This window comes from Streptomyces sp. NPDC050625, assembly GCF_040654755.1.
Taxonomy (GTDB): Bacteria; Actinomycetota; Actinomycetes; order Streptomycetales; family Streptomycetaceae; genus Streptomyces.
This window is the reverse complement of the sequence record NZ_JBFAIQ010000007.1, coordinates 287,975-311,315: the sequence shown is the minus strand read 5'-3', so window position 1 is coordinate 311,315 and position 23,341 is coordinate 287,975. Positions and strand designations below refer to the sequence as shown.

The 23,341-nt window shown below is 70.8% G+C and carries 18 protein-coding genes; 4 read left to right on the top strand and 14 right to left on the bottom strand.

The window, feature by feature from the left end; genetic code table 11:
• Nucleotides 1–117 precede the first annotated feature (117 nt).
• Nucleotides 118–1,392 (bottom strand): ABC transporter substrate-binding protein, encoded by a 1,275-nt coding sequence (locus AB0I54_RS19425; RefSeq protein ID WP_363297230.1) that lies wholly within the window; start codon nucleotides 1,390–1,392, stop codon nucleotides 118–120.
• A gap of 122 nt (nucleotides 1,393–1,514) precedes the next feature.
• Here AB0I54_RS19425 and AB0I54_RS19420 point away from each other — a divergent pair, with 122 nt between their 5' ends.
• The 3 genes from AB0I54_RS19420 to AB0I54_RS19410 all read left to right on the top strand — a co-directional run bounded on the left by AB0I54_RS19420 (nucleotide 1,515) and on the right by AB0I54_RS19410 (nucleotide 5,140).
• The gene (locus AB0I54_RS19420) at nucleotides 1,515–2,030 is read left to right on the top strand and encodes a PadR family transcriptional regulator (protein WP_263207428.1); all 516 of its coding nucleotides are present in this window, start codon (nucleotides 1,515–1,517) and stop codon (nucleotides 2,028–2,030) included.
• Entirely contained in the window at nucleotides 2,027–2,791 is a 765-nt protein-coding gene (locus AB0I54_RS19415) for an ABC transporter ATP-binding protein (RefSeq protein WP_363297229.1), read from the top strand. Before AB0I54_RS19420 ends, AB0I54_RS19415 begins: the two co-directional genes overlap by 4 nt.
• A 66-nt stretch (nucleotides 2,792–2,857) precedes the next feature.
• Nucleotides 2,858–5,140 (top strand): FtsX-like permease family protein, encoded by a 2,283-nt coding sequence (locus tag AB0I54_RS19410; RefSeq protein WP_363297228.1) that lies wholly within the window; start codon nucleotides 2,858–2,860, stop codon nucleotides 5,138–5,140.
• Nucleotides 5,141–5,706: 566 nt separating this feature from the next.
• Here AB0I54_RS19410 and pgi read toward each other — a convergent pair.
• The 12 genes from pgi to uvrC all read right to left on the bottom strand — a co-directional run bounded on the left by pgi (nucleotide 5,707) and on the right by uvrC (nucleotide 21,341).
• The gene (gene pgi, locus AB0I54_RS19405) at nucleotides 5,707–7,362 is read right to left on the bottom strand and encodes a glucose-6-phosphate isomerase (protein ID WP_363297227.1); all 1,656 of its coding nucleotides are present in this window, start codon (nucleotides 7,360–7,362) and stop codon (nucleotides 5,707–5,709) included.
• Nucleotides 7,363–7,436: 74 nt separating this feature from the next.
• Nucleotides 7,437–8,699: an MFS transporter gene (locus AB0I54_RS19400; RefSeq protein WP_363297226.1), complete on the bottom strand. Its 1,263-nt coding sequence runs from the start codon at nucleotides 8,697–8,699 to the stop codon at nucleotides 7,437–7,439.
• A gap of 109 nt (nucleotides 8,700–8,808) precedes the next feature.
• The gene (locus tag AB0I54_RS19395) at nucleotides 8,809–9,144 is read right to left on the bottom strand and encodes an RNA polymerase-binding protein RbpA (RefSeq protein WP_003976875.1); all 336 of its coding nucleotides are present in this window, start codon (nucleotides 9,142–9,144) and stop codon (nucleotides 8,809–8,811) included.
• A 227-nt stretch (nucleotides 9,145–9,371) separates the two neighbouring features.
• Nucleotides 9,372–9,608 carry a preprotein translocase subunit SecG gene (secG, locus tag AB0I54_RS19390; RefSeq protein WP_363297225.1) on the bottom strand — a complete coding sequence of 79 codons (237 nt, stop codon included), beginning with the start codon at nucleotides 9,606–9,608 and terminating at the stop codon, nucleotides 9,372–9,374.
• 108 nt (nucleotides 9,609–9,716) lie between these two features.
• Complete coding sequence (gene tpiA, locus AB0I54_RS19385; RefSeq protein ID WP_363297224.1) at nucleotides 9,717–10,493, bottom strand: triose-phosphate isomerase; 777 nt, start codon at nucleotides 10,491–10,493, stop codon at nucleotides 9,717–9,719.
• A 5-nt stretch (nucleotides 10,494–10,498) separates the two neighbouring features.
• Entirely contained in the window at nucleotides 10,499–11,710 is a 1,212-nt protein-coding gene (locus AB0I54_RS19380; RefSeq protein ID WP_363297223.1) for a phosphoglycerate kinase, read from the bottom strand.
• 145 nt (nucleotides 11,711–11,855) lie between these two features.
• A complete protein-coding gene (gene gap / locus AB0I54_RS19375; protein WP_263207468.1) occupies nucleotides 11,856–12,863 on the bottom strand; it encodes a type I glyceraldehyde-3-phosphate dehydrogenase in 1,008 nt (335 codons plus the stop codon).
• A 251-nt stretch (nucleotides 12,864–13,114) separates the two neighbouring features.
• The gene (locus AB0I54_RS19370; protein ID WP_363297222.1) at nucleotides 13,115–16,078 is read right to left on the bottom strand and encodes a M14 family zinc carboxypeptidase; all 2,964 of its coding nucleotides are present in this window, start codon (nucleotides 16,076–16,078) and stop codon (nucleotides 13,115–13,117) included.
• Nucleotides 16,079–16,226: 148 nt separating this feature from the next.
• Nucleotides 16,227–17,216, bottom strand: a complete 990-nt coding sequence (gene whiA / locus AB0I54_RS19365) for a DNA-binding protein WhiA (protein WP_030642347.1) — start codon at nucleotides 17,214–17,216, stop codon at nucleotides 16,227–16,229.
• Nucleotides 17,207–18,274: a uridine diphosphate-N-acetylglucosamine-binding protein YvcK gene (gene yvcK, locus AB0I54_RS19360; protein WP_363297221.1), complete on the bottom strand. Its 1,068-nt coding sequence runs from the start codon at nucleotides 18,272–18,274 to the stop codon at nucleotides 17,207–17,209. The genes whiA and yvcK overlap by 10 nt, the downstream gene beginning before the upstream one ends.
• Entirely contained in the window at nucleotides 18,271–19,284 is a 1,014-nt protein-coding gene (gene rapZ, locus AB0I54_RS19355; RefSeq protein ID WP_363297220.1) for an RNase adapter RapZ, read from the bottom strand. The genes yvcK and rapZ overlap by 4 nt, the downstream gene beginning before the upstream one ends.
• Nucleotides 19,281–21,341 carry an excinuclease ABC subunit UvrC gene (gene uvrC, locus AB0I54_RS19350; protein WP_363297219.1) on the bottom strand — a complete coding sequence of 687 codons (2,061 nt, stop codon included), beginning with the start codon at nucleotides 21,339–21,341 and terminating at the stop codon, nucleotides 19,281–19,283. The genes rapZ and uvrC overlap by 4 nt, the downstream gene beginning before the upstream one ends.
• Before the next feature lie 410 nt (nucleotides 21,342–21,751).
• Between uvrC and AB0I54_RS19345 the strand changes: the two genes are divergently transcribed.
• Nucleotides 21,752–22,699, top strand: a complete 948-nt coding sequence (locus AB0I54_RS19345) for a hypothetical protein (RefSeq protein ID WP_363297218.1) — start codon at nucleotides 21,752–21,754, stop codon at nucleotides 22,697–22,699.
• Between the two features lie 24 nt (nucleotides 22,700–22,723).
• On the opposite strand, the gene AB0I54_RS19340 is transcribed toward AB0I54_RS19345, so the two are convergent.
• Complete coding sequence (locus tag AB0I54_RS19340) at nucleotides 22,724–23,152, bottom strand: Rieske (2Fe-2S) protein (protein ID WP_363297217.1); 429 nt, start codon at nucleotides 23,150–23,152, stop codon at nucleotides 22,724–22,726.
• Between the last annotated feature and the right edge of the window lie 189 nt (nucleotides 23,153–23,341).

The following is a 23,341-nucleotide window of genomic DNA, read 5'->3' as shown; positions in this document are numbered from 1 at the left end:
TCAATGAAGAGAACAGAGGCTACTGCCTAGTTGGGGCAACAAATACGGACTTATCGGGGCGCTTTCGCGACAGATGAGATGTCCGCGTTACCTAACACGTAACTAGCGAGCACATAGCTAGCGGCTGGAGACGGCCGCCAACTCCCGGGCCAGTCGCCGTACCGCGCTCTCGGGCGTCTGGTGCCCGGTCAGCGCGTCGTGCACGACGGCCTGCACCACCAGGCTGACCTGGTCGTAGTGCGGGCTCTTGGGGCGCGGGGCGGCCGCGAGCACGGCGGCGCGCAGGGTCGGCAGATAGGGGAACCGCCGGACCAGTTCGGGATCGTCGTAGAGCGAGGCGCGCACCGGCGGCAGCGCGCCGCGCGTGAGGACCTGGCGCTGGACGCGCTCACCGGTCAGATACGCGATGAGCCGCGCGGCCGAATCGGGGTGCCGCGCATGGGTGTTGACGGCCAGGTTGGAGCCGCCGAGGACACTTGTGCCGGGACCGTCCGGACCCGGCAGCGGCACGGCGCCGACCTCGCCGGCCACCTTGGAGCCCTTGGCCGAGGCGGCGACGTACGCGTAGGGCCAGTTGCGCAGGAAGAGCAGCCGGCCGTCCTGGAAGGCCTGCCTGGACTCCTCCTCCTTGTACGTCAGCGCCTGTCGCGGGATCCAGCCCTCGCGCACCCCGCGCGCCAGGAACCCGATGCCCTCGCGCGCCGCGGCGGAGTTCACGGTGACCCGGGCACCCTCGTCGCCGAGGATCGAGCCGCCCGCCGAGTACACGGCCTCGGCGGCATTGACGGTGAGGCCCTCGTACGGCAGGAACTGGCCCGCGTAGCCGTCGAGCCCGTGCTTCGGCGCGATGGTCTTCGCGTCCCGCTCCAGCTCGGCCCAGGTGCGCGGCGGTGGTACGCCCTCCTCGGCCAGGACGTCCTTGCGGTACAGGAGCAGCCCGGCGTTGGTGACGTACGGCACGGCGTACAGCTGTCCGTCGTAGGTGGCCGTGTCGACGACCGGCGGCAGGAAGGTCCCCAGCGGGAAGCGGTCGCGCGGCAGCGGGCGGATCCAGCCGGCCGCGGCGAACTCGGAGGTCCAGTTGACGTCGATGTTGAGGACGTCGAAGCGGCTGCGGTCGCCGCCGCGCAGATCGGTGGTCATCTGCGCATGGGTCTCGTCGGCCGAGTCCGGGAGCTCGACGAGTGTGACCTTCTCGGCGGGGTGGGTGCGGTTCCAGCCGTCGAGGAGCGGGGCGAGATAGCCGGTGAGGTCCCCCGCGGTGGCCAGAGTGAGCGGGCCGCGGCCACCATCGCCGCCACCCTCGTCTGCCCGCGCGCCGGAGGTGACATAACCGGTCAGGACCACGGCGAGGACGAGGAGACCCCTACCGGCGGTGTGGATCCACCGCATAGGTTCCTCCTTGCACACCCGGCACCGGGCAGCGTCGCCCGAGTCAGAGGCCATGTATACCTGTTAGGTATGGGCGATACTAGGGCCTGGAGCACATTTGACCGGACAGGAGGACAGCACGAGTGCGCCTTGCCCTCCTGGCACTCCTGGCACGCGGCCCGGCCCACGGCTACGAGCTGAAGCAGGACCTTGAGCAACTGCTGGGCTCCGCGTACCCTCAGCCGAACGTCGGCCAGATCTACGTGACCCTCGGCCGCCTCGAGAAGTCGGGACTGATCGAGGGCGAGGACGTCGAGCAGTCCAGCCGGCCCAACAAGAAGGTCTACCACCTCACCGAAGCCGGGCGTGAGGCGCTGCGCGTCTGGTTCGAGGAGCCCGAGGACGAGCCGCGGGTCCGGGACGAGTTCTTCATGAAGCTCGCCCTCGCCCCGCAGACCGGCCTCGCCGACCAGATCACCCTCATCAACAAGCAACGGCGCCAGTACCTCAACACCATGCGCAACCTGTCGAAACTCGCCGCGGCCGAGAGCCGGGACAACCGCATAGCCCACCTGCTGATCGAGGGCGCCATGCTGCATCTGCAGGCCGACCTCGACTGGCTGGAGCGGTGCCAGGAGGAACTGGAGGAGATGGAGTGAGCGACCGTCCCGCTCCCGACCACCCCGCTCCTGTGCTGCGCGCCGAGGGCCTGGTCAAGACCCACTACGGCGAGGGCGCGCCCGCGCATGCCGTGCGCGGCGTCGGTCTTCGTGTGACGCACGGCGAGTTCGTGGCCGTCACGGGCCCCTCGGGCGCCGGGAAGTCGACGCTGCTGCATCTGCTCGGCGGGCTGCAGCGGCCGGACGCCGGCAGCATCTGGCTGGACGGCGAGTGCACCGACGCCTACAGCGAGGCGCGCTGGGCCGTCGAGCGCAGGAAGCGCATCGGGATCGTCTTCCAGTTCTTCAACCTGGTCTCCAACCTGTCGGTCGCCGACAACGTCGAACTGCCGGCCCTGCTGGCCGGTGTGGCCCCGAAGCGGGCCCGGGCCGAGCGCGAGGAACTGCTGGCCGAGCTGGGTCTTGAGGGCAAGGAGCGCAGCATGCCGGGTGAGCTGTCCGGCGGTGAGCAGCAGCGGGTCGCGCTGGCCCGGGCGCTGGTCAACCATCCGCCGCTGCTGCTCGCGGACGAGCCCGCGGGCAGCCTCGACAGCAAGGGCACCCGCGAGGTCATGCGGCTGCTGTCGCGCTTCCACGAGCGTGGCCAGACCATCGTGCTGGTCACCCATGACGCCCGGCTGGCCAGCGCCGCGGACCGGGTGATCAGCTTCTTCGACGGCCGGATCGCCGACGACGCCGCACTGGACGGCACACCGACCCGGGGTGCCGGGATCTCGGGTGTGCTGGAGCTGAAGGACTGACGGCGGTGTACGACGAGATGTCGCGGGTGAGTCGATCCGCCCGGCGCGGACCGAGGGGCTGAGCCGGTGCGGGCCACCTTGCGCTGGGCGCACTCCGATCTGCGCACGCACCGCGGTGAGGCGCTGTTCATGGTGCTCGCCACCGCCGGCATCGTCGCCTCGCTGCTGCTGGCCACGGCCCTGTTCGGGTACGCGACCAACCCCTGGCAGCGGATCTTCAACCAGGCCCGCGGCGCGCACGTCTGGATCCATGCCTCGACGTCCGCCGACACCGCGAGGCTGGCCCGGTTGGACGGGGTCGAGACCGTCGCCGGTCCCTATGCCACGGAGTCCGTCACCGTCTCCTCGCGCGGCACCCGCGCCGCCGTCGAGCTGCGTTCCACGCCCGAGCGCCTCGCCGTGGACCGCCCGCTGCTCACCTCGGGCCACTGGCTACGGCCCTCGGACCCGAACGGGGTGGTGCTGGAGAGCCGGCTCGCCCGGGCCCTGCTGGCCGAGCCCGGGGACACACTGAGCCTGCCCGGCACGGCCCGGACCCTGACCGTCGTGGGCATCGCCGACAGCCCCGAGCCCCGCTACCGCCCCGGCGAGCAGCCTGGGCTCGTGTGGGCGCCGCCGGGCGCCGTGCGCGATCCGGGCGTCCAGGTCGTCGGGCTGCGGCTGACCGACCCCGACGACACCGACTACGCGGTCCAGCGGGCGGTCACCGTGCTGGGCTCCGGCGCGGTCGGCGAGGTGTCCACCTGGCAGCAGGCGCGGGCCGAGGCCCAGGGCGACAGCCGGCTCTTCGGCCAGGTGCTGGGGCTGTTCGGCCTCGGCGCGCTGGCCGCTGCCGGGTTCGCGGTGCACGGTGCGATCGGCACCCGGATCCGGGGCCATCTGCGCGACATCTCGGTGCTCAAGGCGATCGGCCTCACGCCCGGCCAGGTCGTACGGATCTTCCTGCTCCAGCACGTCGCGTACGCCGTCGTCGGCGCCGTGGCCGCGGGGGCGCTGATCCAGGGGCCGGGCCGCCTCGTCCCCGGGCGGCTCGGTGACGCGGTGGCGGTGTGGCAGGGGCTGCCGGGACAGACCGTGGCCCTGTTCGCGGTGCCCGTCGGCGCGGTCCTGTTCATCGGGCTGACCACCGGGCTCGCGGCGTGGCGGGCCGGGCGGGTGTCGCCGGTGCCGGTGCTGCGGCCCGCGCCCCAGTCCGGCGGACGGCTGACCGGGGTGGCCCGGAGCGCCCTCGGACTGCGACTACCGCCCGCGCTGGTCCTGGGCTGCCACAAGGTGTTCACCGGGCGCCGCCGGTCGCTGGCCACGGTGGCCCGGCTGGCGCTGCCGCTGTTGCTGATCGTGGTGGCGCTGAGCGCGTGGACCACCATCGACCGGTTCCACAGCAACCCCGAGCGGATGGGGCTGCCCGCGGCGCTCACCGTCCGGACCGACGGCTCCCTGAGCGACGGGGACGCCCGGGCGCTGATGACCGCCGACCACCGGGTCGCCGCCGCCTACCCCGGTGTCGAGGTGCCCGCCCTGGTGCCCGGCCAGACCGCCACGATCGCCCTGCGGGGCCTCGGCACCCGTCAGGACCCGTACCCCTACGCGCTCGCCGAGGGCCGTCGCGCCGGCGGGCCGGACGAGGCCGTGGCCGGGCAGGGGCTGCTCGACCTGCTGGACGTGCGAGTCGGCGACTGGGTGCGGATGACCGTGGGCGACCGGCCGCAGATCCTGCACATCGTGGGCCGCAGCATCGAACCGGAGAACGCCGGCCGGGTCGTCTCCACCTCGCTGGACACCCTGCGCGAGAACGATCCGCAGCTGGCCCCGACCCTCTACCAGCTGCGGCTGCGGGCGGGCGCCGCCCCGCACCGGGTCGCGGCCGACCTGGCCTCGGCCGGCCGCGGGCACCTCGACGTGCACGCCGTGCCGAACCCGGCCGACGGGCTGTCCCCGCTGCGCGGAGTCGTCGCCGGGCTGGTGGCCGTCCTCGCCCTCATCGGGGCCGTCGAGCTGCTCACGGCGATCGGCGGGACCGTCCGCGAGAGCGAGCGGGACCTGCTGGCGCTCAAGGCGATCGGCATGTCCCCGCGGCAGATCACCGCGATCACGGTGACGGCGACGAGCTGCACGGCCCTGGCCGCGGTCCTGGCCGCCACGACGCTGGGCCTGCCCCTGGCCCGCGGGCTGATCGACGCCCAGGGCAGCGCCAGCGGCATCGGCGCCGGAATCGCCCAGTCCCCCTCCCTCGGCCTCCTCACCGCACTCGGCGCGGCAGCAGTCCTGGGAGCCGCAACCCTCTCAGCCCTACCCGCAGCCCGAGCGGCCCACCACCGACTGGCAGACACACTGAGCGCCGCCGCCTGACCAGACGCACAGGCCGCGGCCGCGCCAGGCCACGACCCACCACGGGGCCACCCGGGACACCCCAGCTGAACGAAGCCCGGAGCAGCACCCCCGGCATCGGCGCCGGAATCACCGGTCCCCTCCCCCGGCCTCCTCACCGCACTCGCCGCGGCAGCAGTCCTGGGAGCCGCAACCCTCTCAGCCCTACCCGCAGCCCGAGCGGCCCACCACCGCCTGGCAGACACACTGAGCGCCGCCGCCTGACCAGACCCACAGGCCGCGGCCGCGCCAGGCCACGACCCACCACGGGCCCGCCCAGGACACCCCCAGCTGCACGAAGCCCGGAGCAGCGGCGGCGGGATCGCCGGTCCCCCATCCCCAACCCGCTGACCGCACTGGCCGCGGCCCCGGTGCGCCGACGCGCATACCCAGCAGGAGGAGCCACCGCGATCTCCGCCCCAGGGCAGCACCAGCTGCGCGGGCGGCCGGCGCTCTCTCCGCCCTCCCTGCAGTCAGGGCCAACCGTGGTCCGTCCCGTCACCGCCCTCGTGCTGCCCCGCGCCCGGGGCAGCACGCGCGGTCCTGGGTCAGGCGCGGCCGCGCAGTTGCCGGTACTTGGTGACCAGGGCCTTGGTGGATTCGTCCAGGCCCGGTACCTCGGCGCCCTCGGTGAGGGCGGGCTCGACGCGCTTGGCGAGGACCTTGCCGAGCTCCACGCCCCACTGGTCGAAGGAGTCGATGTTCCACACCGCGCCCTGGACGAACACCTTGTGCTCGTAGAGGGCGACCAGCTGGCCGAGGACCGACGGGGTCAGTTCGCGGGCGAGGACCGTGGTGGTCGGCCGGTTGCCCTTGAACGTCTTGTGCGGCACCAGCTCCTCGGGGACGCCCTCCGCCCGGACCTCGTCGGCGGTCTTGCCGAAGGCCAGGGCCTGGGTCTGGGCGAAGAAGTTGGCCATGAGCAGGTCGTGCTGGGCCTTGAGTTCACCGTTCAGCTCGGCGACCGGCTCGGCAAAGCCGATGAAGTCCGCCGGGATCAGCTTCGTACCCTGGTGGATGAGCTGGTAGTACGCGTGCTGCCCGTTGGTGCCGGGCGTGCCCCAGACGACCGGACCGGTCTGCCAGTCGACCTCCTGCCCGTCCCGCGCCACGTACTTGCCGTTGGACTCCATGTCCAGCTGCTGCAAGTAGGCGGTGAACCGGGACAGGTAGTGGCTGTAGGGCAGGACGGCGTGCGACTGGGCGTCGTGGAAGTTGTCGTACCAGATGCCCAACAGGCCCAGAAGCAGCGGCACGTTGGACTCGGCCGGTGCGGTGCGGAAGTGCTCGTCGACCAGGTGGAAGCCGTCGAGCATCTCGCGAAACCGGTCCGGGCCGATGGCGATCATCAGGGACAGGCCGATCGCCGAGTCGTAGGAGTAACGGCCGCCGACCCAGTCCCAGAACTCGAACATGTTGGCCGTGTCGATGCCGAAGTCCGCCACCTTCTCGGAGTTCGTCGACAGCGCCACGAAGTGCTTGGCGACGGCTTCCTGACTGGCCTTCAGCTCGGTGAGCAGCCAGTTGCGGGCGGAGGTCGCGTTGGTGATCGTCTCGATCGTGGTGAAGGTCTTGGAGGCGATGATGAACAGCGTCTCCGCCGCGTCCAGGTCGCGGGTGGCCTCGTGCAGGTCGGCGCCGTCCACGTTCGACACGAAGCGCACCGTGAGGCCGCGGTCGGTGAAGCTGCGCAGCACCTCGTAGGCCATCGCCGGGCCCAGGTCGGAGCCGCCGATGCCGATGTTGATCACGTTCTTGATGCGCTTGCCGGTGTGCCCGGTCCACGCGCCGGAGCGGACGCGGCCGGCGAAGTCGCCCATCTTGTCGAGCACGGCGTGCACCGCGGGGACGACGTTCTCCCCGTCGACCTCGATCACCGCGTCACGCGGGGCGCGCAGCGCGGTGTGCAGCACCGCGCGGTTCTCGGTGACGTTGATCTTCTCCCCGCGGAACATCGCGTCCCGCAGACCGAAGACGTCGGTCGCGGCGGCCAGCTCCCGCAACAGCCGCAGCGTCTCGTCGTTGACCAGGTGCTTCGAATAGTCGATGTACAGGTCACCGACCTGGAGCGTGTACCCGGCGCCGCGTCCCGGATCGGCGGCGAACAGGTCCCGCAGATGGGTGTCGCCGAACTGTTCCCGGTGCTTGGCCAGAGCGGTCCACTCGGGCGTCTGGTTGAGCCTGGTACGGCCGTCTGCGTTCATTTCGGACTTCAGCCTTCTTTCCTGCAACCTGTCCTGGTGCGTACCTGCCCCGCTGCCGGTCCCAACCTAGTTGATCAGCGGGTCACGTGAGCTGTTGTGGCGCCGTCCTCCGGGGCAACAACAGGTACGTCCGGCTTGCGTGCCGGTATCAACGAGGCGACCGCCAGGGCGAAGAGAACCGCGGCCAGCAGGGCCGGTGCGTTCAGTCCGTACGCGCCGGCCACGGCTCCGCCGAGAAGCGCGCCGACGGGGGCTCCGGAGGTGGACGCGGTGCGGAAGGCCGAGGAGACACGGCCCACCATGGACGCCGGGCTGCGTTGCTGCATCAGCGTGACCTGGTTGACGTTCCAGATCATGCCCATCGCGCCGAGCAGCAGCATGCCGGCGAACAGGGCGGCCAGGTGCCGTACCGAGCCGACGAGGAGCAGGGACGCCGTCTGGACGGTGCCGGCCACCAGCAGGGCCCGGGCCCGCCCGGTGCGGCGCGCGACGCGCTGGGCGACGAGACCGCCGACGAGGCTCCCGGCGGCGTACGCCGTCATGGCGGCGGCGTAGGCGCCGTCGCTCCCGTGCAGCCAGCGCGTCACGTGCAGCACCAGGGTGGCGATCAGGGCGCCCATGCCGATGTTGCACAGCAGCGTGGCCAGGCAGATGGCCCGCAGCACCCGGTCGCGCCACAGTTCGCGCAGGCCCGCGGCGATCTCCGCGCGCAGAGTGCTGCCCGCCGGGCGCGGCTCCCGCCGCGGCGGCCGTATCCGCAGGGAGGCCACCAGGGCCGCGGCCACCAGATAGGTGCCCGCGTCGGCCGCGAACGGCATGCTCGCCCCGGCCGTCAGCAGCAGCGGCACGAACGGGCCCGCCAGCAGGCCGCCGGCGAGCTGCTGACCGGTCATCAGACGGGCGTTGGCCCCGCCCAGGGCCTCGCGGTCGACTATGGACGGCAGCAGGGCCGTGGACGCGTTGTCGAAGAGTGTCTGGAGAGTGGTCAGCGTGAAGGCGAGGGCGATCAGCAGGGGAACCGAGGCCTGTCCCAGACCCACGGCGAGTGCGAAGCCGCCGACGAGCACGCCCCGCACCGTGTCCACGGCCCACATCGCCCGCCGCTGGTCGACCCGGTCCGCCACGGCCCCGCCCAGCAGTCCGAACAGTAGCCAGGGCACATAGCCGCAGGCGGTGACCGACGCGACGACCAGGGGCGCGTCGGTGATCCGCACGGCGAGCAGGGGCAGCGCGGACGTCCGTAAGGCGTCCCCGAAGCGGGAGACCACGGCGGCCGTCCACAGCCGCCCGAAGCCCCCGCGCCACGCGGGCGCGGTCCTGCCCGCCGTCCCCCTCACGGTTCACCCATGCACAACCGTAAGAGGCGCCACTGACAATCGGTCGGCGGCCGGTGCTGCCGAAACGGCTCCGGCCAGGCACCCATGGGCACCCGGCCGGTCACAACTTCTAGATCTCTCCGCGCAATTTGGCGAGCGCCTCGGCGAGGATCGCTTCACCGTCCGCGTCGCTGCGCCGCTCCCGTACATACGCGAGGTGCGTCTTGTACGGCTCGGTGCGCGGCGGGTCCGGCGGGTTGTCCCGGTCCTGACCGGCCGGGAAGCCACAGCGCGGGCAGTCCCAGGTCTCGGGAACCTGCGCGTCGCTGGCGAAGCTGGGCTGCGTCTCGTGCCCGTTGGAGCACCAGAAGGAGATGCGCAGACGCGGCGCGGACTCGCCGCGCTCGGCCTCGCCCATCGGCCCCGCCCCGACCCGGCTTCCTCGGATCGCGTTGCCACTTGCCACGGTGTAACTCCCTGCGTGATGGTGCCGCGAAGCGAGTCGGCGTTTCGCTTCGTTGCGAGCGCCTCAGTCTACGTAAGGCCCAACGCGCGTCCAGTGATTGGAGTTACAGGCCCCATACCTAGACGCAAGCCCCATGATAGGCCGCGCTCAGGAGCGCGTACCGAACATGGGGCCTTACGTACGGAATGTGCGTGCTTGTGAGAAGCTGATCAGCTGCTCGTCGGCGGTCAGCTGCTCGTCTTCATGAGCAGGCCGAGCACGACGATGCACGCGAACCACAGCAGACCGACCACCACCGTGATGCGGTCGAGGTTGCGCTCGGCGACCGAGGAGCCACCGACGGACGACTGCATGCCGCCACCGAACATGTCGGAGAGGCCGCCGCCCTTCCCCTTGTGCATCAGCACCAGCAGCATCAGCAGCAGGCTGAAGACGATCAGGGCGATCGAGAACCCCAAAACCACGGCTGGACCAACTTCCTCGGATTCGGATGGACGACGGGGGCCGGCAGACATCCACCAGCCCCCGCAAGGGTACGACGAATCGCCGTTACCGCATACTCACAGGTCGCGTCACTGGTCGCGGAACCGCACGATCTTGACGAACTCGTCCGCGTCCAGCGAGGCCCCGCCGACCAGGGCGCCGTCGATGTCGGCCTGCGCCATGATCTCGGCCACGTTTCCGGCCTTGACGGAGCCGCCGTACTGGATGCGGACCTTGTCGGCCAGCTCCTGCGTGTACAGCTCGGCGATCTTGCCGCGGATGGCGGCGCAGACCTCCTGGGCGTCCTCGGCGCCGCAGACCTTGCCGGTGCCGATGGCCCAGACGGGCTCGTAGGCGATCACGATGGTCTCCGCCTGCTCGGCCGGGAGGTCCTTCAGACCACCCTCGACCTGCGCAAGCGTATGACCGACGTGGTTGCCGGCCTCGCGGACCTCCAGCTCCTCGCCGACGCACAGGATCGGGGTCAGGGCGTGCCGGAAGGCGGCCTTGACCTTGGCGTTCACCAGTTCGTCGGTCTCGTTGTGGTACTGGCGGCGCTCGGAGTGCCCGATGGCCACGTAGGAGCACTTCAGCTTGGCCAGCATCGGGCCCGAGATCTCGCCCGTGTAGGCGCCGGAGTCGTGCGCCGAGATGTCCTGGGCGCCGTACTTGATCTTGAGCTTGTCGCCGTCGACCAGGGTCTGCACGGAGCGCAGGTCGGTGAAGGGCGGCAGGACGGCGACCTCGACGGCCTCGTAGTCCTTGTCGGCCAGGGCGAAGGCGAGCTTCTGGACGTGCGCGATGGCCTCGAGGTGGTTGAGGTTCATCTTCCAGTTGCCCGCCATCAGCGGCGTGCGCGTGCTCATGTAGGTCAGTCCTCCAGTGCGGCGAGGCCGGGGAGCGTCTTGCCCTCAAGGTATTCGAGGGAGGCGCCGCCACCGGTCGAGATGTGGCCGAATGCCTTCTCGTCGAAGCCGAGCGTACGCACGGCCGCGGCGGAGTCGCCGCCGCCGACGACGCTGAAGCCCGTCGATCCGACGAGGGCCTGGGCGACCGCCTTGGTGCCCTCGGCGTAGTCGGGGTGTTCGAAGACGCCCATGGGACCGTTCCAGAAGACGGTCTCGGCGTCGGCGAGCTTCGCGGCGTACAGCTCGCGGGTCTTCGGGCCGATGTCCAGGCCCTCCTGGTCGGCGGGGATCTTGTCCGCGTCGACCACGGTGTTCTCGGTCGGAGCCTTGGCCTTCAGGTCCGGGAACTCCCGGGCGACCACGACGTCCACGGGGAGCAGCAGTTCGACGCCCTGCTTCTGAGCGCGCTCCATGTACTCCGTGACGGCCGGGACCTGGTCCTCCTGAAGGAGGGAGATGCCGACCTCGTAGCCCTTGGCCTTGAGGAAGGTGTAGGCCATGCCGCCGCCGAGCAGGAGGCGGTCGGCCTTGGCGAGCAGTTCGTCGATGACGGCGAGCTTGTCGGAGACCTTGGCGCCGCCGAGCGCGACGACATAGGGGCGCTTGACGTCCTCGGTGAGCTTCTTGAGGACGCCGACCTCGGTGGCGATGAGGTAGCCGGCGTAGTGCGGCAGCCGGGCCGGGAGGTCGTACACGGAGGCGTGCTTGCGGTGCACGGCACCGAAGCCGTCGCCGACGTAGATGTCCGCGAGGGCGGCCAGCTGGTCGGCGAAGGCGCCGCGCTCGGCGTCGTCCTTGGACGTCTCGCCGGCGTTGAAGCGCAGGTTCTCGATGACCGCGACCTGGCCGGGCTGCAGGCCGTTCACCGCGTCGTGGGCGGCGGGGCCGACGGTGTCCTGGGCGAACGCGACCGGGGCGCCGAGGAGTTCACCGAGCCGCTCGGCGGCGGGCAGCAGCGAGAAGGCCGGGTCCGGGGCGCCCTTGGGACGGCCCAGGTGCGAGGCGACGACCACCTTGGCGTCCGCGTCGGCGAGGGCCTTCACGGTGGGCAGGACGGCGCGGATACGGCCGTCGTCGGTGATCACGCCGTCGGCGAGCGGCACATTGAGGTCGGCGCGGACGAAGACCCGCTTGCCGGCCACGCCTTCCGCGAGAAGTTCGTCGATGGTCTTCATGAGGGGACTCCTGAGGAGGGCTCTTGATCGTAGGAGGGCTGATCGACCGTACATAGAGGGCCGATCCGCACGTGCGTCAGGGCTCGGGCAGCGCGACGTTGCGCTGCCCGAGCCCTGCTGTCACATCAGGTGCCTGCTCTGCCGATCAGAGCTGGTTGCCGACGAAGACCGTGAGGTCGACGAGGCGGTTGGAGTAGCCCCACTCGTTGTCGTACCAGCCGATGATCTTCACGTTCTTGCCGTCCTGGACCATGGTCAGGGACGAGTCGAAGGTGCAGGACGCCGGGGCGTTGACGATGTCGGAGGAGACGATCGGGTCCTCGGTGTAGTCGAGGAGGCCCTTGAGCTCGCCCTCGGCGGCCTTCTGGAAGGCGGCGTTGACCTCTTCCTTGGTGACCTCACGGCCGAGCTCGACGACGAGGTCGGTGACCGAGCCGGTCGGGACCGGGACGCGCATGGCGATGCCGTCCAGCTTGCCCTTGAGCTGCGGGAGCACCAGGGCGGTGGCCTTGGCGGCACCCGTCGTGGTCGGGATGATGTTCTCGGCGGCGGCACGGGCGCGGCGCAGGTCCTTGTGCGGGAAGTCAAGGATGCGCTGGTCGTTCGTGTACGCGTGCACCGTGGTCATCAGACCCTTGACGATGCCGAAGTTCTCGTCGAGGACCTTCGCCATCGGCGCCACGCAGTTGGTGGTGCAGGAGGCGTTGGAGATGACGTGGTGGTTCGCCGGGTCGTACTTGTCCTGGTTGACGCCCATCACGATGGTGATGTCCTCGTCCTTGGCCGGAGCCGAGATGAGGACCTTCTTGGCGCCGCCGGCGATGTGCTTCGCGGCGTCTTCCTTCTTGGTGAAGATGCCGGTGGACTCGATGACGATGTCGACGCCGAGCTCGCCCCACGGGATGTCGGCGGGGTTGCGCTCGGACAGCACCTTGATGGTGTGGCCGTCGACGGTGATGGTGTCGGCGGTGTGGGACACCTCCTGCTTCAGACGGCCCAGGATGGTGTCGTACTTCAGCAGGTGGGCGGTGGTCGCGGTGTCACCCAGGTCGTTGACAGCCACGATCTCGATGTCTGCGCCCTGCTCCAGCAGCGCGCGGAAGTAGTTGCGACCGATACGACCGAAGCCGTTGATGCCTACGCGGATCGTCACGAACCGATCTCCTCGTTGGTACGCCGGCCATGCGGTGCCGGCGAGCTGTATTTGGGATGTCCCCGACCACCCCCGACCCTACCTCCCTGAGGCTCCCGAGGTGACATTCAGATGCCTCATAGACGGCAGGGCGGTCCGTACCCGTCAGTAGGGGTACGGACCGCCATTCTTCGGGGGGTTGATCGCCCCGCCATGTCAGGAAATGACGGTGCCTCTCGGCGGTGTTGTCACTCGTTCGTGAGCGGGTCGGCTCACTTGTCGAGTGACGCCAGCGCCTTCTTGACCAGTGCCGTCCGGTCGGCCGCCGCGGGGACCTGCTCCAGACCGAAGCCCAGCAGCACGGTGTCCTTCGTGGTGACCGCTCCGTACGTCTTGAACAGGGCTCCGGCGCGCGTCCAGTCCTTCAGGACCGCCGGACTGCCGGGGGGCGGTCCGGCCACGCTCCAGGGACCCAGCGACGACTCGAAGCCCTCGGTCTCCTTCGCCGTGCCGCCGACCACCAGCGAGGCCTCGTCGGCGAGGACGCCGTGCCCGCCGCTGCCGGGGTCGGTGATGTAGCTGATGGAGACCTGGACGGACCTGCCCGCGTAGGCGCTCAGGTCGAAGCCGACCTGCTGCCAGCCGCTGGAGCTGCCGGTGAGGCTGTTCCAGGAGCCGGTGGTGCCGGTCGCCGTGCAGGCGTTGTCCGCGAGCGTCAGATAGTGCTTGAGCCACGGGTGCTCGCCGATCAGGAATCCGGCACCGCACTCCGCCGGGACGGCGGTGCTGGTGGCGCCGCCCGTCTCCGGCAGGGTCGTCCAGTCGTCCGCGCCCACGGTGTGCGCCTCGGCCACGGCGTGGTCGTAGCCGGGCTCGGTGTCCCACAGCAGCCGGGTGCTCAGCGTCGGCTTGTCGGCGGCGCTCACGCCGCTGAGGTCGATGGTGCGGGTGAGCCGCTTGTAGGCGTCGTCGGTGTGGACCGCGGCGGCCATGGAGGAGCCCGCGTACGGTCCGTACGGGTTGACGGTCCCGGCGAACTGCCCCGCCCCCGCGCTCGCGAACTGCGGGTACCTGTCCGCGGACAGCTCGTCGGAGGTGACGCCGTAGGTGCCCGCCTTGTCGAGTGGATTGCCGGGCGCGTCGCCGAGGGCGCCGGTGTAGCCGTCGAGGTTGCCGGTGCCGGTGAAGCCGGTGGCTCCGGGGATCGATGTGCGCGAGTAAGCGCCCAGGTAGTACTGGCTGAAGTCGTTCGACGGGGTGCCGTCGGCGAGTTTCACGCTGCCGCCGGCCAGTTCGCCCGCCTCGATCAGCCTGCCGCCCTCGTTGAGGTAGGCGCGCAGCTGGAGTTGGGTGGCGTTGCCGGGACCGCTCGCACCGGAGTAGTGGGCGACGGTCCTGAAGTACTTCAGTACGCCGAGCGCGTCGGGCGCGCCCTGGGTGGCGACGTCCCAGACGATGGCCTTGCGGCCGTTGGCCTCCAGCGCGTCCACGTACTTCTGGGCCTGTGTGGCGGCCGCGCCCTCCTCGGCGACCACGAGGGTGTCGGCCCGGGGCCGCTCGGCGACGGTGTAGGTGAAGCGCGAACTGGAGACCTTCTTGCCGCTCCCGGCCCTGCCGGTGAACCACACCTCGACCTTGTCGCCCGGCCTGCCGTCCTCGACCTTGGCCCGGTACTCGTCGAAGTAGAGGTTGTCCTCGCCGCCGTAGGTCTCGCCGCCCTTCCAGGGCTTGAGCGCCCGGTGCTGCGTACGGCCGCCGTTGACGCGGTACTTGAGCTCCTTGTCGCGCACGGACTTCCGTACGACGACCGAGACCTGCTGGTCGGCGCCGCGCGCGTACGACGTGGAGAACGTCGCCGGGGTGAAGTCGGCGGCGCTCATACCGACCGAGGAGGCCGGCTGGTCGGGGTGGTCGGCGGTCTCGGCGACGGAGAGCGCGAACGGGATGTTCTTCTGGAACTCCTGCTGGATCAGCTTCTCGTCGTCGGGGAAGTTGAAGACCGACCGGCAGTCGGAGGCCTTCCAGGCGTCGTTGGGGTCGAGGTCGGACGCGGTCTGGCAGGTCGACATCTCGGGGGTGAACATCGCCATGCCGTTGACGTTGGACGCGTGGCCGTCCGCTTCGCCGTTGGTGGTGTACAGCTCCGAGGAGACCTGTGGGTGGTAGCCCGGGACCGCGGAGTGGTCGGGGGTGCCTGCGAGTGCCTTGTAGAGGACGTCGTCCGGGGTCGGGGTGGCCACCTGCCAGCCGACGCCGTAGAGGAGGAGCTCGGCGGCCGAGTGGTAGTTGATGCCGTAGGTGAAGCCGACGCGCTTCTCGAAGCGGTCCAGCGCCCGCGTCTCGGGCTCGGACCCGGGGCTCGCGCCGCGATAGGTCTCGCTGGTCGGGTTGGGGGACGAACCCTCGTCGTCGTAGCCCCACTTGTAGGCGAAGTTGCGGTTGAGGTCGACGCCGTCGCCGGCGGAGATGACGCCGTCGCCGTTGACGTCCCGCAGGTTCTTGCGCCACAGGCGGGTGCCGGCGTTCCGGAAGGTGTAGTCGTAGCCGTCGGGGTTGGCCGAGAGGACGAACCACAGCTCGGTCGAGTCGACGATCTTCTTGATCCGCTTGTCCGTCTTGTAGTGGTCCAGGTAGTAGTGCATCAGACGCCGGGTCATCTCCGGCGTGATCCACTCGCGCGCGTGCTGGTTGGACACATACAGCACGGAGGGCTTCGAGCCGTCCTTCGACTTCTTCGCGTTCCTGGTCAGTTTGAGCGCGAGGATGTGCTGGCCGTCGACGGTCCTGCCGATGGACTCGACCTTGGTCAGGCCGGGGTTGGCCCGGGCCGTCCTGACGATCTCCTCCTTGAGTCCGCCGCTGCCGCTGTAGGGGCGGAACACGCCTTGGGACACGCCCTCGACACGCGCCTCGGCCCTGGCCGACAGTGTGTGCTCGGTGAGGGCGACGCCCTGCTTCTCCAGCTTCTCGGCCTGCTGGTCGGTGAGGTAGACCTCCACGGCGGTCCGGCCGCTTGCGGTCATCTGCTCGCCCAGTTCATGACCGTCCTGGCCGGCCTGGAGCAGCAGAGGTAACTGCTGCTGGGTGACTTCGGCGCGGAAGACCTTGATCTCGGCGCCGTCGTCCGCGGTGGCCTTTCCGGTACTTCCGCTCTGTGCCTGGGCGATGGGTGCGAGGCCGGCTACGCCGAACAGGAGCGCGCCGACAGCGAGGATCGATCTCGCTCTACGTCTCATGAACCCCCCTAGCCTGGTCCGCCACAGCAGCGAACTCATGCCAGGCTCATGACAGTCCATGATCGAGTCAAGGGCGCCTCATGGCCACCCGAAACGCCGGTGCCGACACCCGAACGGGCGCCGGCACCGGTAGTTGACGGCCTTTCAGTCACCCGGCCAGGTTGTCGGCCAGTTCCTCGGAGAGGTTGGCCTCGGTCCCCGGGATGCCCAGGTCGGAGGCGCGCTTGTCGGCCATCGCCAGCAGCCGGCGGATACGGCCCGCGACGGCGTCCTTGGTGAGCGGCGGGTCGGCGAGCGCGCCCAACTCCTCCAGGGAGGCCTGCTTGTGCTCCATGCGCAGCCGGCCGGCGGCCGCGAGGTGCTCGGGGACCTCGTCGCCGAGGATCTCCAGGGCACGCTGGACGCGGGCCCCGGCGGCGACGGCCGCGCGCGCGGAACGGCGCAGGTTGGCATCGTCGAAGTTGGCGAGCCGGTTGGCCGTGGCCCGGACCTCGCGGCGCATCCGGCGCTCCTCCCAGGCGAGCACGGACTCGTGCGCGCCGAGGCGGGTCAGCAGGGCGCCGATCGCGTCACCGTCGCGGACGACGACCCGGTCCACGCCCCGGACCTCGCGGGCCTTCGCGGCGATCGACAGCCGGCGTGCGGCGCCGACCAGGGCGAGCGCGGCCTCCGGGCCCGGGCAGGTCACCTCCAGGGAGGAGGAGCGGCCGGGCTCGGTCAGCGAGCCGTGTGCCAGGAAGGCACCGCGCCAGGCGGCCTCCGCGTCACAGGTGGCCCCGGAGACCACCTGCGGGGGCAGGCCACGGATCGGGCGCCCCCGGCCGTCGACGAGTCCCGTCTGCCGGGCCAGCTGGTCGCCGCCCGCGACGACGCGCACGACGTACCGCGAGCCGCGGCGCAGTCCGCCGGGCGCCATCACGATCAGCTCGGAGCTGTGGCCGAAGATCTCCAGGATGTCCCGCTTGAGGCGCCGGGCCGCCATCGCGGTGTCCAGCTCCGCCTCGATCACGATGCGCCCGCTCACCAGGTGAAGGCCGCCGGCGAACCGCAGGATGGCGGAGACCTCCGCCTTTCTGCAGCAGGTCCGGGTGACGGGAAGCCGGGAGATCTCGTCCTTCACCGCTGCCGTCATCGCCATGGGCCGATCCTTCCATGCATCCGAAAAATACGGTCGTACGCGGCGGCCAACAGCTCCGGGTCGTGCCGCGGAGAACCGTCGGTCCGGGCCACCGGCGCCAGCTCGACCGCGGCTCCGAGCCGCTCGGCGGCCTCGGTGAGCGAGTCGCGGTCGGGCACGGCGGCCTCGTCTGCCAGCACCACGTCCAGGGCGAGTTTAGGGGCGTGTCGCCCCAAAACCTCCAAATGACGCTGCGGGGAGAAACCATCGGTTTCTCCGGGCTGCGGGGCGAGGTTCAGCGAGAGCACCCGGCGCGCCTTGGTCTCCGTGAGGGCGTCCAGCAGCTCGGGCACCAGCAGATGCGGGATGACCGAGGAGAACCAGGAGCCGGGGCCGAGCACCACCCAGTCCGCGTCCAGGACCGCCTCGACGGCCTCGGGCACGGCGGGCGGGTCGTGCGGCACCAGGTGCACGGACTGCACCTCGCCGGGCGTGAGGGCCACGGTCGCCTGGCCGCGCACGGTGTCCACGTCCTCCGGCCGGTCCGGATCATGCCCCTTGACCAAGGCCTGGAGCTCCAGCGGCACGGCGGACATGGGCAGCACACGCCCATGCGCGCCGAGCAGCTTGCCGACCAGGTCGAGGGCCTGGACATGATCGCCGAGCTGCTCCCAGAGCGCCACGATCAGCAGGTTGCCGACCGCGTGGTCGTGCAGGTCGCCCTGGGAGGTGAAGCGGTGCTGGATGACCCGCGCCCAGGTCTGGCCCCAGTCGTCGTCGCCGCACAGCGCGGCCAGGGCCTTGCGCAGATCACCCGGGGGAAGCACGCCCAGCTCGTCGCGCAGACGCCCGCTGGAGCCGCCGTCGTCGGCCACGGTGACGACAGCGGTGAGATCGCCGGTGATCCGGCGCAGTGCGGCGAGCGAGGCGGACAGGCCCATGCCGCCGCCGAGGGCGACCACCTTGGGCTGGGCGCCGCGCCGGCGGGGCCGGCCGCCACGGGCCTCGGCCGGGCGGCCCGCGCGTGCCTCGGGGACCACCCGGCGCAGCCTGCTCAGCCGCGGAGTACGTGCCGTCATTCCCGTCCCATGTCCCGGTGCACGACCACCGTCTCCACGCCCTCGGCCGCGAGGCGCGCGGCGAGCTTCTCGGACATGGCGACCGAGCGGTGCTTGCCGCCGGTGCAGCCGATGGCGATGGTCACATAGCGCTTGCCCTCACGGCGGTAGCCGGCGGCGATGAGCCGCAGCAGCTCGGCGTACCGGTCCAGGAACTCCTTGGCGCCGGGCTGGTTGAAGACGTACGCGGCGACCTCCTCGTTGAGGCCGGTGTACGGGCGCAGCTCCGGGACCCAGTGCGGGTTGGGCAGGAACCGCATGTCCGCGACCAGGTCGGCGTCGACCGGGAGGCCGTACTTGAAGCCGAACGACATCACGGTGGCCCGCAGCTCGGGCTCCTCGTCGCCGGCGAACTGGGCGTCCATCTTGGCGCGCAGCTCGTGCACATTGAGGCTGGAGGTGTCGATCACCAGATCGGCGTCCCCGCGCAGCTCGCGCAGCAGCTCGCGCTCGGCCGCGATGCCGTCGACGATACGACCGTCGCCCTGCAGAGGGTGCGGACGGCGGACGGACTCGAAGCGGCGCACCAGGGCCTCGTCGGAGGACTCCAGGAAGACGATGCGCCGGGTGACCCCCTTGGTGTCGAGGTCGGCGAGGGACTGGCGCAGGTTGTCGAAGAAGCGGCGGCCGCGCACGTCGACGACGACCGCGATCCTGGCCACATTGCCCTGGGAGCGCGCGCCGAGCTCCACCATGGTGGGGATGAGCGCGGGCGGGAGGTTGTCGACGACGAACCAGCCGAGGTCCTCCAGACACTTGGCGGCCGTCGACCGGCCCGCTCCGGACATGCCGGAGATGATCACCAGCTCGGGGATGGCCGCCTCGGGGACCCCGGCCGCCGTGATGTCCGTACTCACCTGTGCTCCGCTTTCCCCGGCGACGTCCTGTGCCGCCTGCCGCGGCTGTTCCTCGCCCGTTTCCGTGTGCGCCCGATCTCGCTCCGCTGTGGGCTGTTCTTCGTGCTCGGTCATCTCTCCTGCCCCCGTCGTTCGTCCGGGGCTCCCGCGGTCACGGGATCCCCCGAGGCACCCGCCGTCGTTTCGGGTTCCTCGTCATCAATGATCTCTCCGGTCGCCGTGTTCACGGCGGGCGCGGCCGGAGCCGCACCGGCCAGGGCCGCGGCAATGGTCTCGGCCGTCTTCCGGCCTATGCCGGGCACCTCCTGGATCTGCTCGATTGTGGCCGACCGCAGCTTCTTCACCGAACCGAAGTGCTTGATCAGCGCGTGTTTGCGGGTCTCGCCGAGGCCCGGCACCTCGTCCAGGGGACCCGCGCGGAAGCGCTTGGCGCGCTTGGCCCGCTGATAGGTGATCGCGAAGCGGTGCGCCTCGTCACGGACACGCTGGAGCAGATAGAGGCCCTCGCTGCTGCGCGGAAGGACGACCGGGTCGTCGTCGTCCGGCAGCCAGACCTCCTCCAGGCGCTTGGCGAGGCCGCAGACGGCGATGTCGTCGATGCCCAGCTCGTCCAGCGCCCGCTTGGCGGCCGCGACCTGCGGCTGCCCGCCGTCCACGACGACGAGCTGGGGCGGGTAGGCGAACTTCTTGGGACGGCCGTCGTCGTCCTTGAGGCCATTGCCCGGCTGACCGTCGGTCCCGGCGTCGTCCTCCACCCACTCGCCGGTCCGCTCCTTCTCGGCGAGGTAGCGCCGGAAGCGGCGGGTGATCACCTCGTGCATGGAGCGGACGTCGTCCTGGCCCGCGAAGCCCTTGATCTCGAAACGGCGGTACTCGCTCTTGCGCTGCAGGCCGTCCTCGAAGACGACCATGGAGGCCACGACGTCGTCGCCCTGGAGGTGCGAGATGTCGTAGCACTCGATCCTGAGGGGGGCGCTGTCCAGGTCGAGCGCGTCCGCGATCTCCTCCAGCGCCCGCGAGCGCGTGGTGAGGTCGGAGGCGCGCTTGGTCTTGTGCAGGGCGAGCGCCTGCTGGGCGTTGCGCTCGACCGTCTCCATCAGGGCCCGCTTGTCGCCGCGCTGCGGGATGCGGAGCGAGACATGGGAGCCGCGGCGTCCGGTCAGCCACTCCTGTACGGGCTCCACCGGGTCGGGCAGGGCCGGGACGAGGACCTCCTTGGGGACGGCGTCCCCGGTCTCCTCGCCGTAGAGCTGCTGGAGGGCGTGCTCGACCAGGGCGGCGGTGGTGACCTCCTCGACCTTGTCGGTCACCCAGCCGCGCTGACCGCGCACGCGTCCGCCGCGCACATGGAAGATCTGGACGGCCGCCTCCAGCTCGTCCTCGGCGACGGCGATCAGGTCCGCGTCGGTCGCGTCGGCGAGCACGACCGCGTTCTTCTCCATGGCCTTCTTCAGGGCCCCGATGTCGTCGCGCAGGCGGGCGGCCCGCTCGTACTCCATCTCCTCGGCCGCCTCCGTCATCTGCTTCTCCAGGCGGCGGAGGTAGGTGCCCGTCCGTCCGGCCATGAAGTCGCAGAACTCCTCGGCCAGTTCACGGTGTTCCTCGGCGGAGACCCGGCCCACACAGGGCGCCGAGCACTTGCCGATGTATCCGAGCAGGCAGGGGCGTCCGGTGCGGGCGGCGTTCTTGAAGACGCCGGCCGAGCAGGTGCGCACGGGGAACACCCGCAGCAGCAGGTCCACCGTGTCACGAATGGCCCAGGCGTGCCCGTACGGCCCGAAGTACCTCACGCCCTTCTTCTTGTGACCGCGCATCACCTGCACCCGCGGGAACTCCTCGTTCATCGTCACCGCGAGGTACGGGTAGCTCTTGTCGTCGCGGTACTTGACGTTGAACCGGGGGTCGAACTCCTTGATCCAGGAGTACTCCAGCTGCAGCGCCTCGACCTCCGTGGACACCACGGTCCACTCCACGGACGCGGCCGTGGTGACCATCGTCCGGGTGCGCGGGTGCAGGCCGGCCAGGTCCTGGAAGTAGTTCGCCAGGCGCTGGCGCAGGCTCTTCGCCTTTCCGACGTAGATCACCCGGCGGTGCTCGTCGCGGAATTTGTACACCCCGGGAGAGTCCGGGATCTCTCCCGGCTTGGGGCGGTAGCTGGAGGGGTCGGCCATGTCTCACACCCTACTGGCGTGGGGTGACACTCCGGCGGGGCTGTGGACAACGGCGAGGTTGTGGACAGCGACGGGTTGTGGACAGCGACGGGGTCGTGGACGAGGCGGCCGAGGTGCCGCTCACCGAGCGTGAGGGCGTCGTCGGTGCCCGCCACGCGGCCATGTCGCACGCACGGCGTCCCACGCACGGCGGGGTCGCGGCTCGGCCAGGTGGGCGTCGCGGTTGGACAGGAGGTGTTGTCGGGGCTTGGTCAACACGCTTCAATGCGGGGGAACTCGGGGCCGTGAACGACGGCGTCCGGATGCGGCGTACGGATGTGCTGACGCCCCGGCGCCGACGGGGTGGCCCCGGAGACCCGCGCGAACGGTCTGACCAGCCGTAGTGAACCTTCACAGAAAGGCCCCTTCGCATGCGGCACGCCATAGAGCACGCGGACGTCGGCACCGCGGAACTGGACACGGCCCTGCGGGGCGGCCCCTTCCATGTCGCGCTGCGCGCCGCGATAGCCGCCCGCGGACTGCCGCTCCAGCGGGTGCAGCACCATCTGTCGCGGTACGGGGTCAAGGTGGGCGTGACGAGTCTGAGTTACTGGCAGCAGGGCGCCCGCCGCCCCCAGCGCCCCGAGTCGCTGCGCGCGGTACGGGCGCTGGAGGAGATCCTGCAGCTGCCCGAGGAGTCACTGATCCGGCTGCTGGCCGAGGCGGACGGCCGCTCGGCGGGGCAGCGCCCGGCGGCCCGGTCGTACCGCTCGATGATCGAGGCCTCGGACGTCCTGGAGCGGCTCCTGGCCGAGCTGGGCTGGTCCCTCGACGGCGGGCTGCACACCCTCGGGCACCACGAGCGGGTACGGATCGGAGCCCGCCGGGAGCTGGCGGGCCGCGAGTCGCACCACATCGTGCGGGCCCACCGCGACGGCGTCGACCGCTTCGTGGCCATCCACCACGGCGACCCGGGCTGCGCGCCGGAGCGCATGGCGGTGCACGCCCTGGAGAACTGCCGCACGGGACGCGTCCGCCTGGACCGGGACACCGGCGTGCTCGTCGCCGAGCTGCTCTTCGGCACCCGGCTGCGGTCCGGCGACACCTTCCTCTTCCGGTACGCCGTCGAGGACGGCACCGCCGGACCCTCGCGCGAGTACCTGCGGGGTTTCGGCTTTCCCGGCGGTCAGTACGCGCTCCAGGTGCGGTTCGACCCGAACGCGCTGCCGATGCGCTGCCACCGGTTCGCCCAGCACTCGCCGGCCGCTCCGCGCAGCGGCCGTCAGGAGCTGCCCCTGAGCGGGCCGCACCGCTCGGTGCACCTGGTGGAGCCACGGGTGCGGCCGGGCATCGTGGGGATCGGCTGGGACTGGGACTGACGGCCTCCCCCGCTCATCCGGTGATCAGGCGCCCGGACCCGCGATGATCTTGCCGTTCGTGGCCTTGACCGGCAGCTCGCTCAACGGCACCGTGGCCGGGGCCTGCACGACCTTTCCGGTCACGGCGTCGAACTCGCTCCCGTGGCACGGGCAGATCAGCGTCGTCCCCTGAAGCTTGTTGATGGCGCACCCGGCGTGCGTACAGATCGTGCTGTACGCCTTGAGCGTGCCGTTCCCGTCCCGGCTGACCACCACGTTGTGATCCCGGTACAGCTTCGCGCTCCCCTTGGCGACCTCGCTCTCTGCGCCGAGCTCGACGGGCGCGGTCGGCGCCGCGTCCACGGTGACACCGGCCCCGACCCCCGCACAGGCGGTGAGGGCGAGGCCGGCGAGCGGAGTGACGGCGGCCCCTCGAAGGACGGTACGGCGGCTCGCTGGAGGTCGGGCGGACATCGGGTGTCTCCACTGTTCGGGGGCGGGTGGTGCAGGCCGACGATACCTGGGGCGGTCATCACGGGCCGGAGCGGGTCGAAGCGGACGGGAGTGGGCACAAGGTGGACGCAAGGCAGGGACGTAAACGTTTGCGCAAGCGTTTACGTGCGCTGCCGGGATGGGATACCTTCCCGGCCAGAAGGCCCACCG

Bases quoted from the DNA above. Each gene is read 5' to 3' on its own strand.
- tpiA (WP_363297224.1), bottom strand. From the start codon at position 10,493: ATGAGCACGCGCACGCCGCTGATGGCGGGCAACTGGAAGATGAACCTC.
- AB0I54_RS19345 (WP_363297218.1), top strand. From the start codon at position 21,752: ATGCGGCACGCCATAGAGCACGCGGACGTCGGCACCGCGGAACTGGAC.
- rapZ (WP_363297220.1), bottom strand. From the start codon at position 19,284: ATGACCGAGCACGAAGAACAGCCCACAGCGGAGCGAGATCGGGCGCAC.
- uvrC (WP_363297219.1), bottom strand. From the start codon at position 21,341: ATGGCCGACCCCTCCAGCTACCGCCCCAAGCCGGGAGAGATCCCGGAC.
- AB0I54_RS19370 (WP_363297222.1), bottom strand. From the start codon at position 16,078: ATGAGACGTAGAGCGAGATCGATCCTCGCTGTCGGCGCGCTCCTGTTC.
- pgi (WP_363297227.1), bottom strand. From the start codon at position 7,362: ATGAACGCAGACGGCCGTACCAGGCTCAACCAGACGCCCGAGTGGACC.
- AB0I54_RS19340 (WP_363297217.1), bottom strand. From the start codon at position 23,152: ATGTCCGCCCGACCTCCAGCGAGCCGCCGTACCGTCCTTCGAGGGGCC.
- yvcK (WP_363297221.1), bottom strand. From the start codon at position 18,274: ATGACGGCACGTACTCCGCGGCTGAGCAGGCTGCGCCGGGTGGTCCCC.
- whiA (WP_030642347.1), bottom strand. From the start codon at position 17,216: ATGGCGATGACGGCAGCGGTGAAGGACGAGATCTCCCGGCTTCCCGTC.
- AB0I54_RS19380 (WP_363297223.1), bottom strand. From the start codon at position 11,710: ATGAAGACCATCGACGAACTTCTCGCGGAAGGCGTGGCCGGCAAGCGG.
- AB0I54_RS19425 (WP_363297230.1), bottom strand. From the start codon at position 1,392: ATGCGGTGGATCCACACCGCCGGTAGGGGTCTCCTCGTCCTCGCCGTG.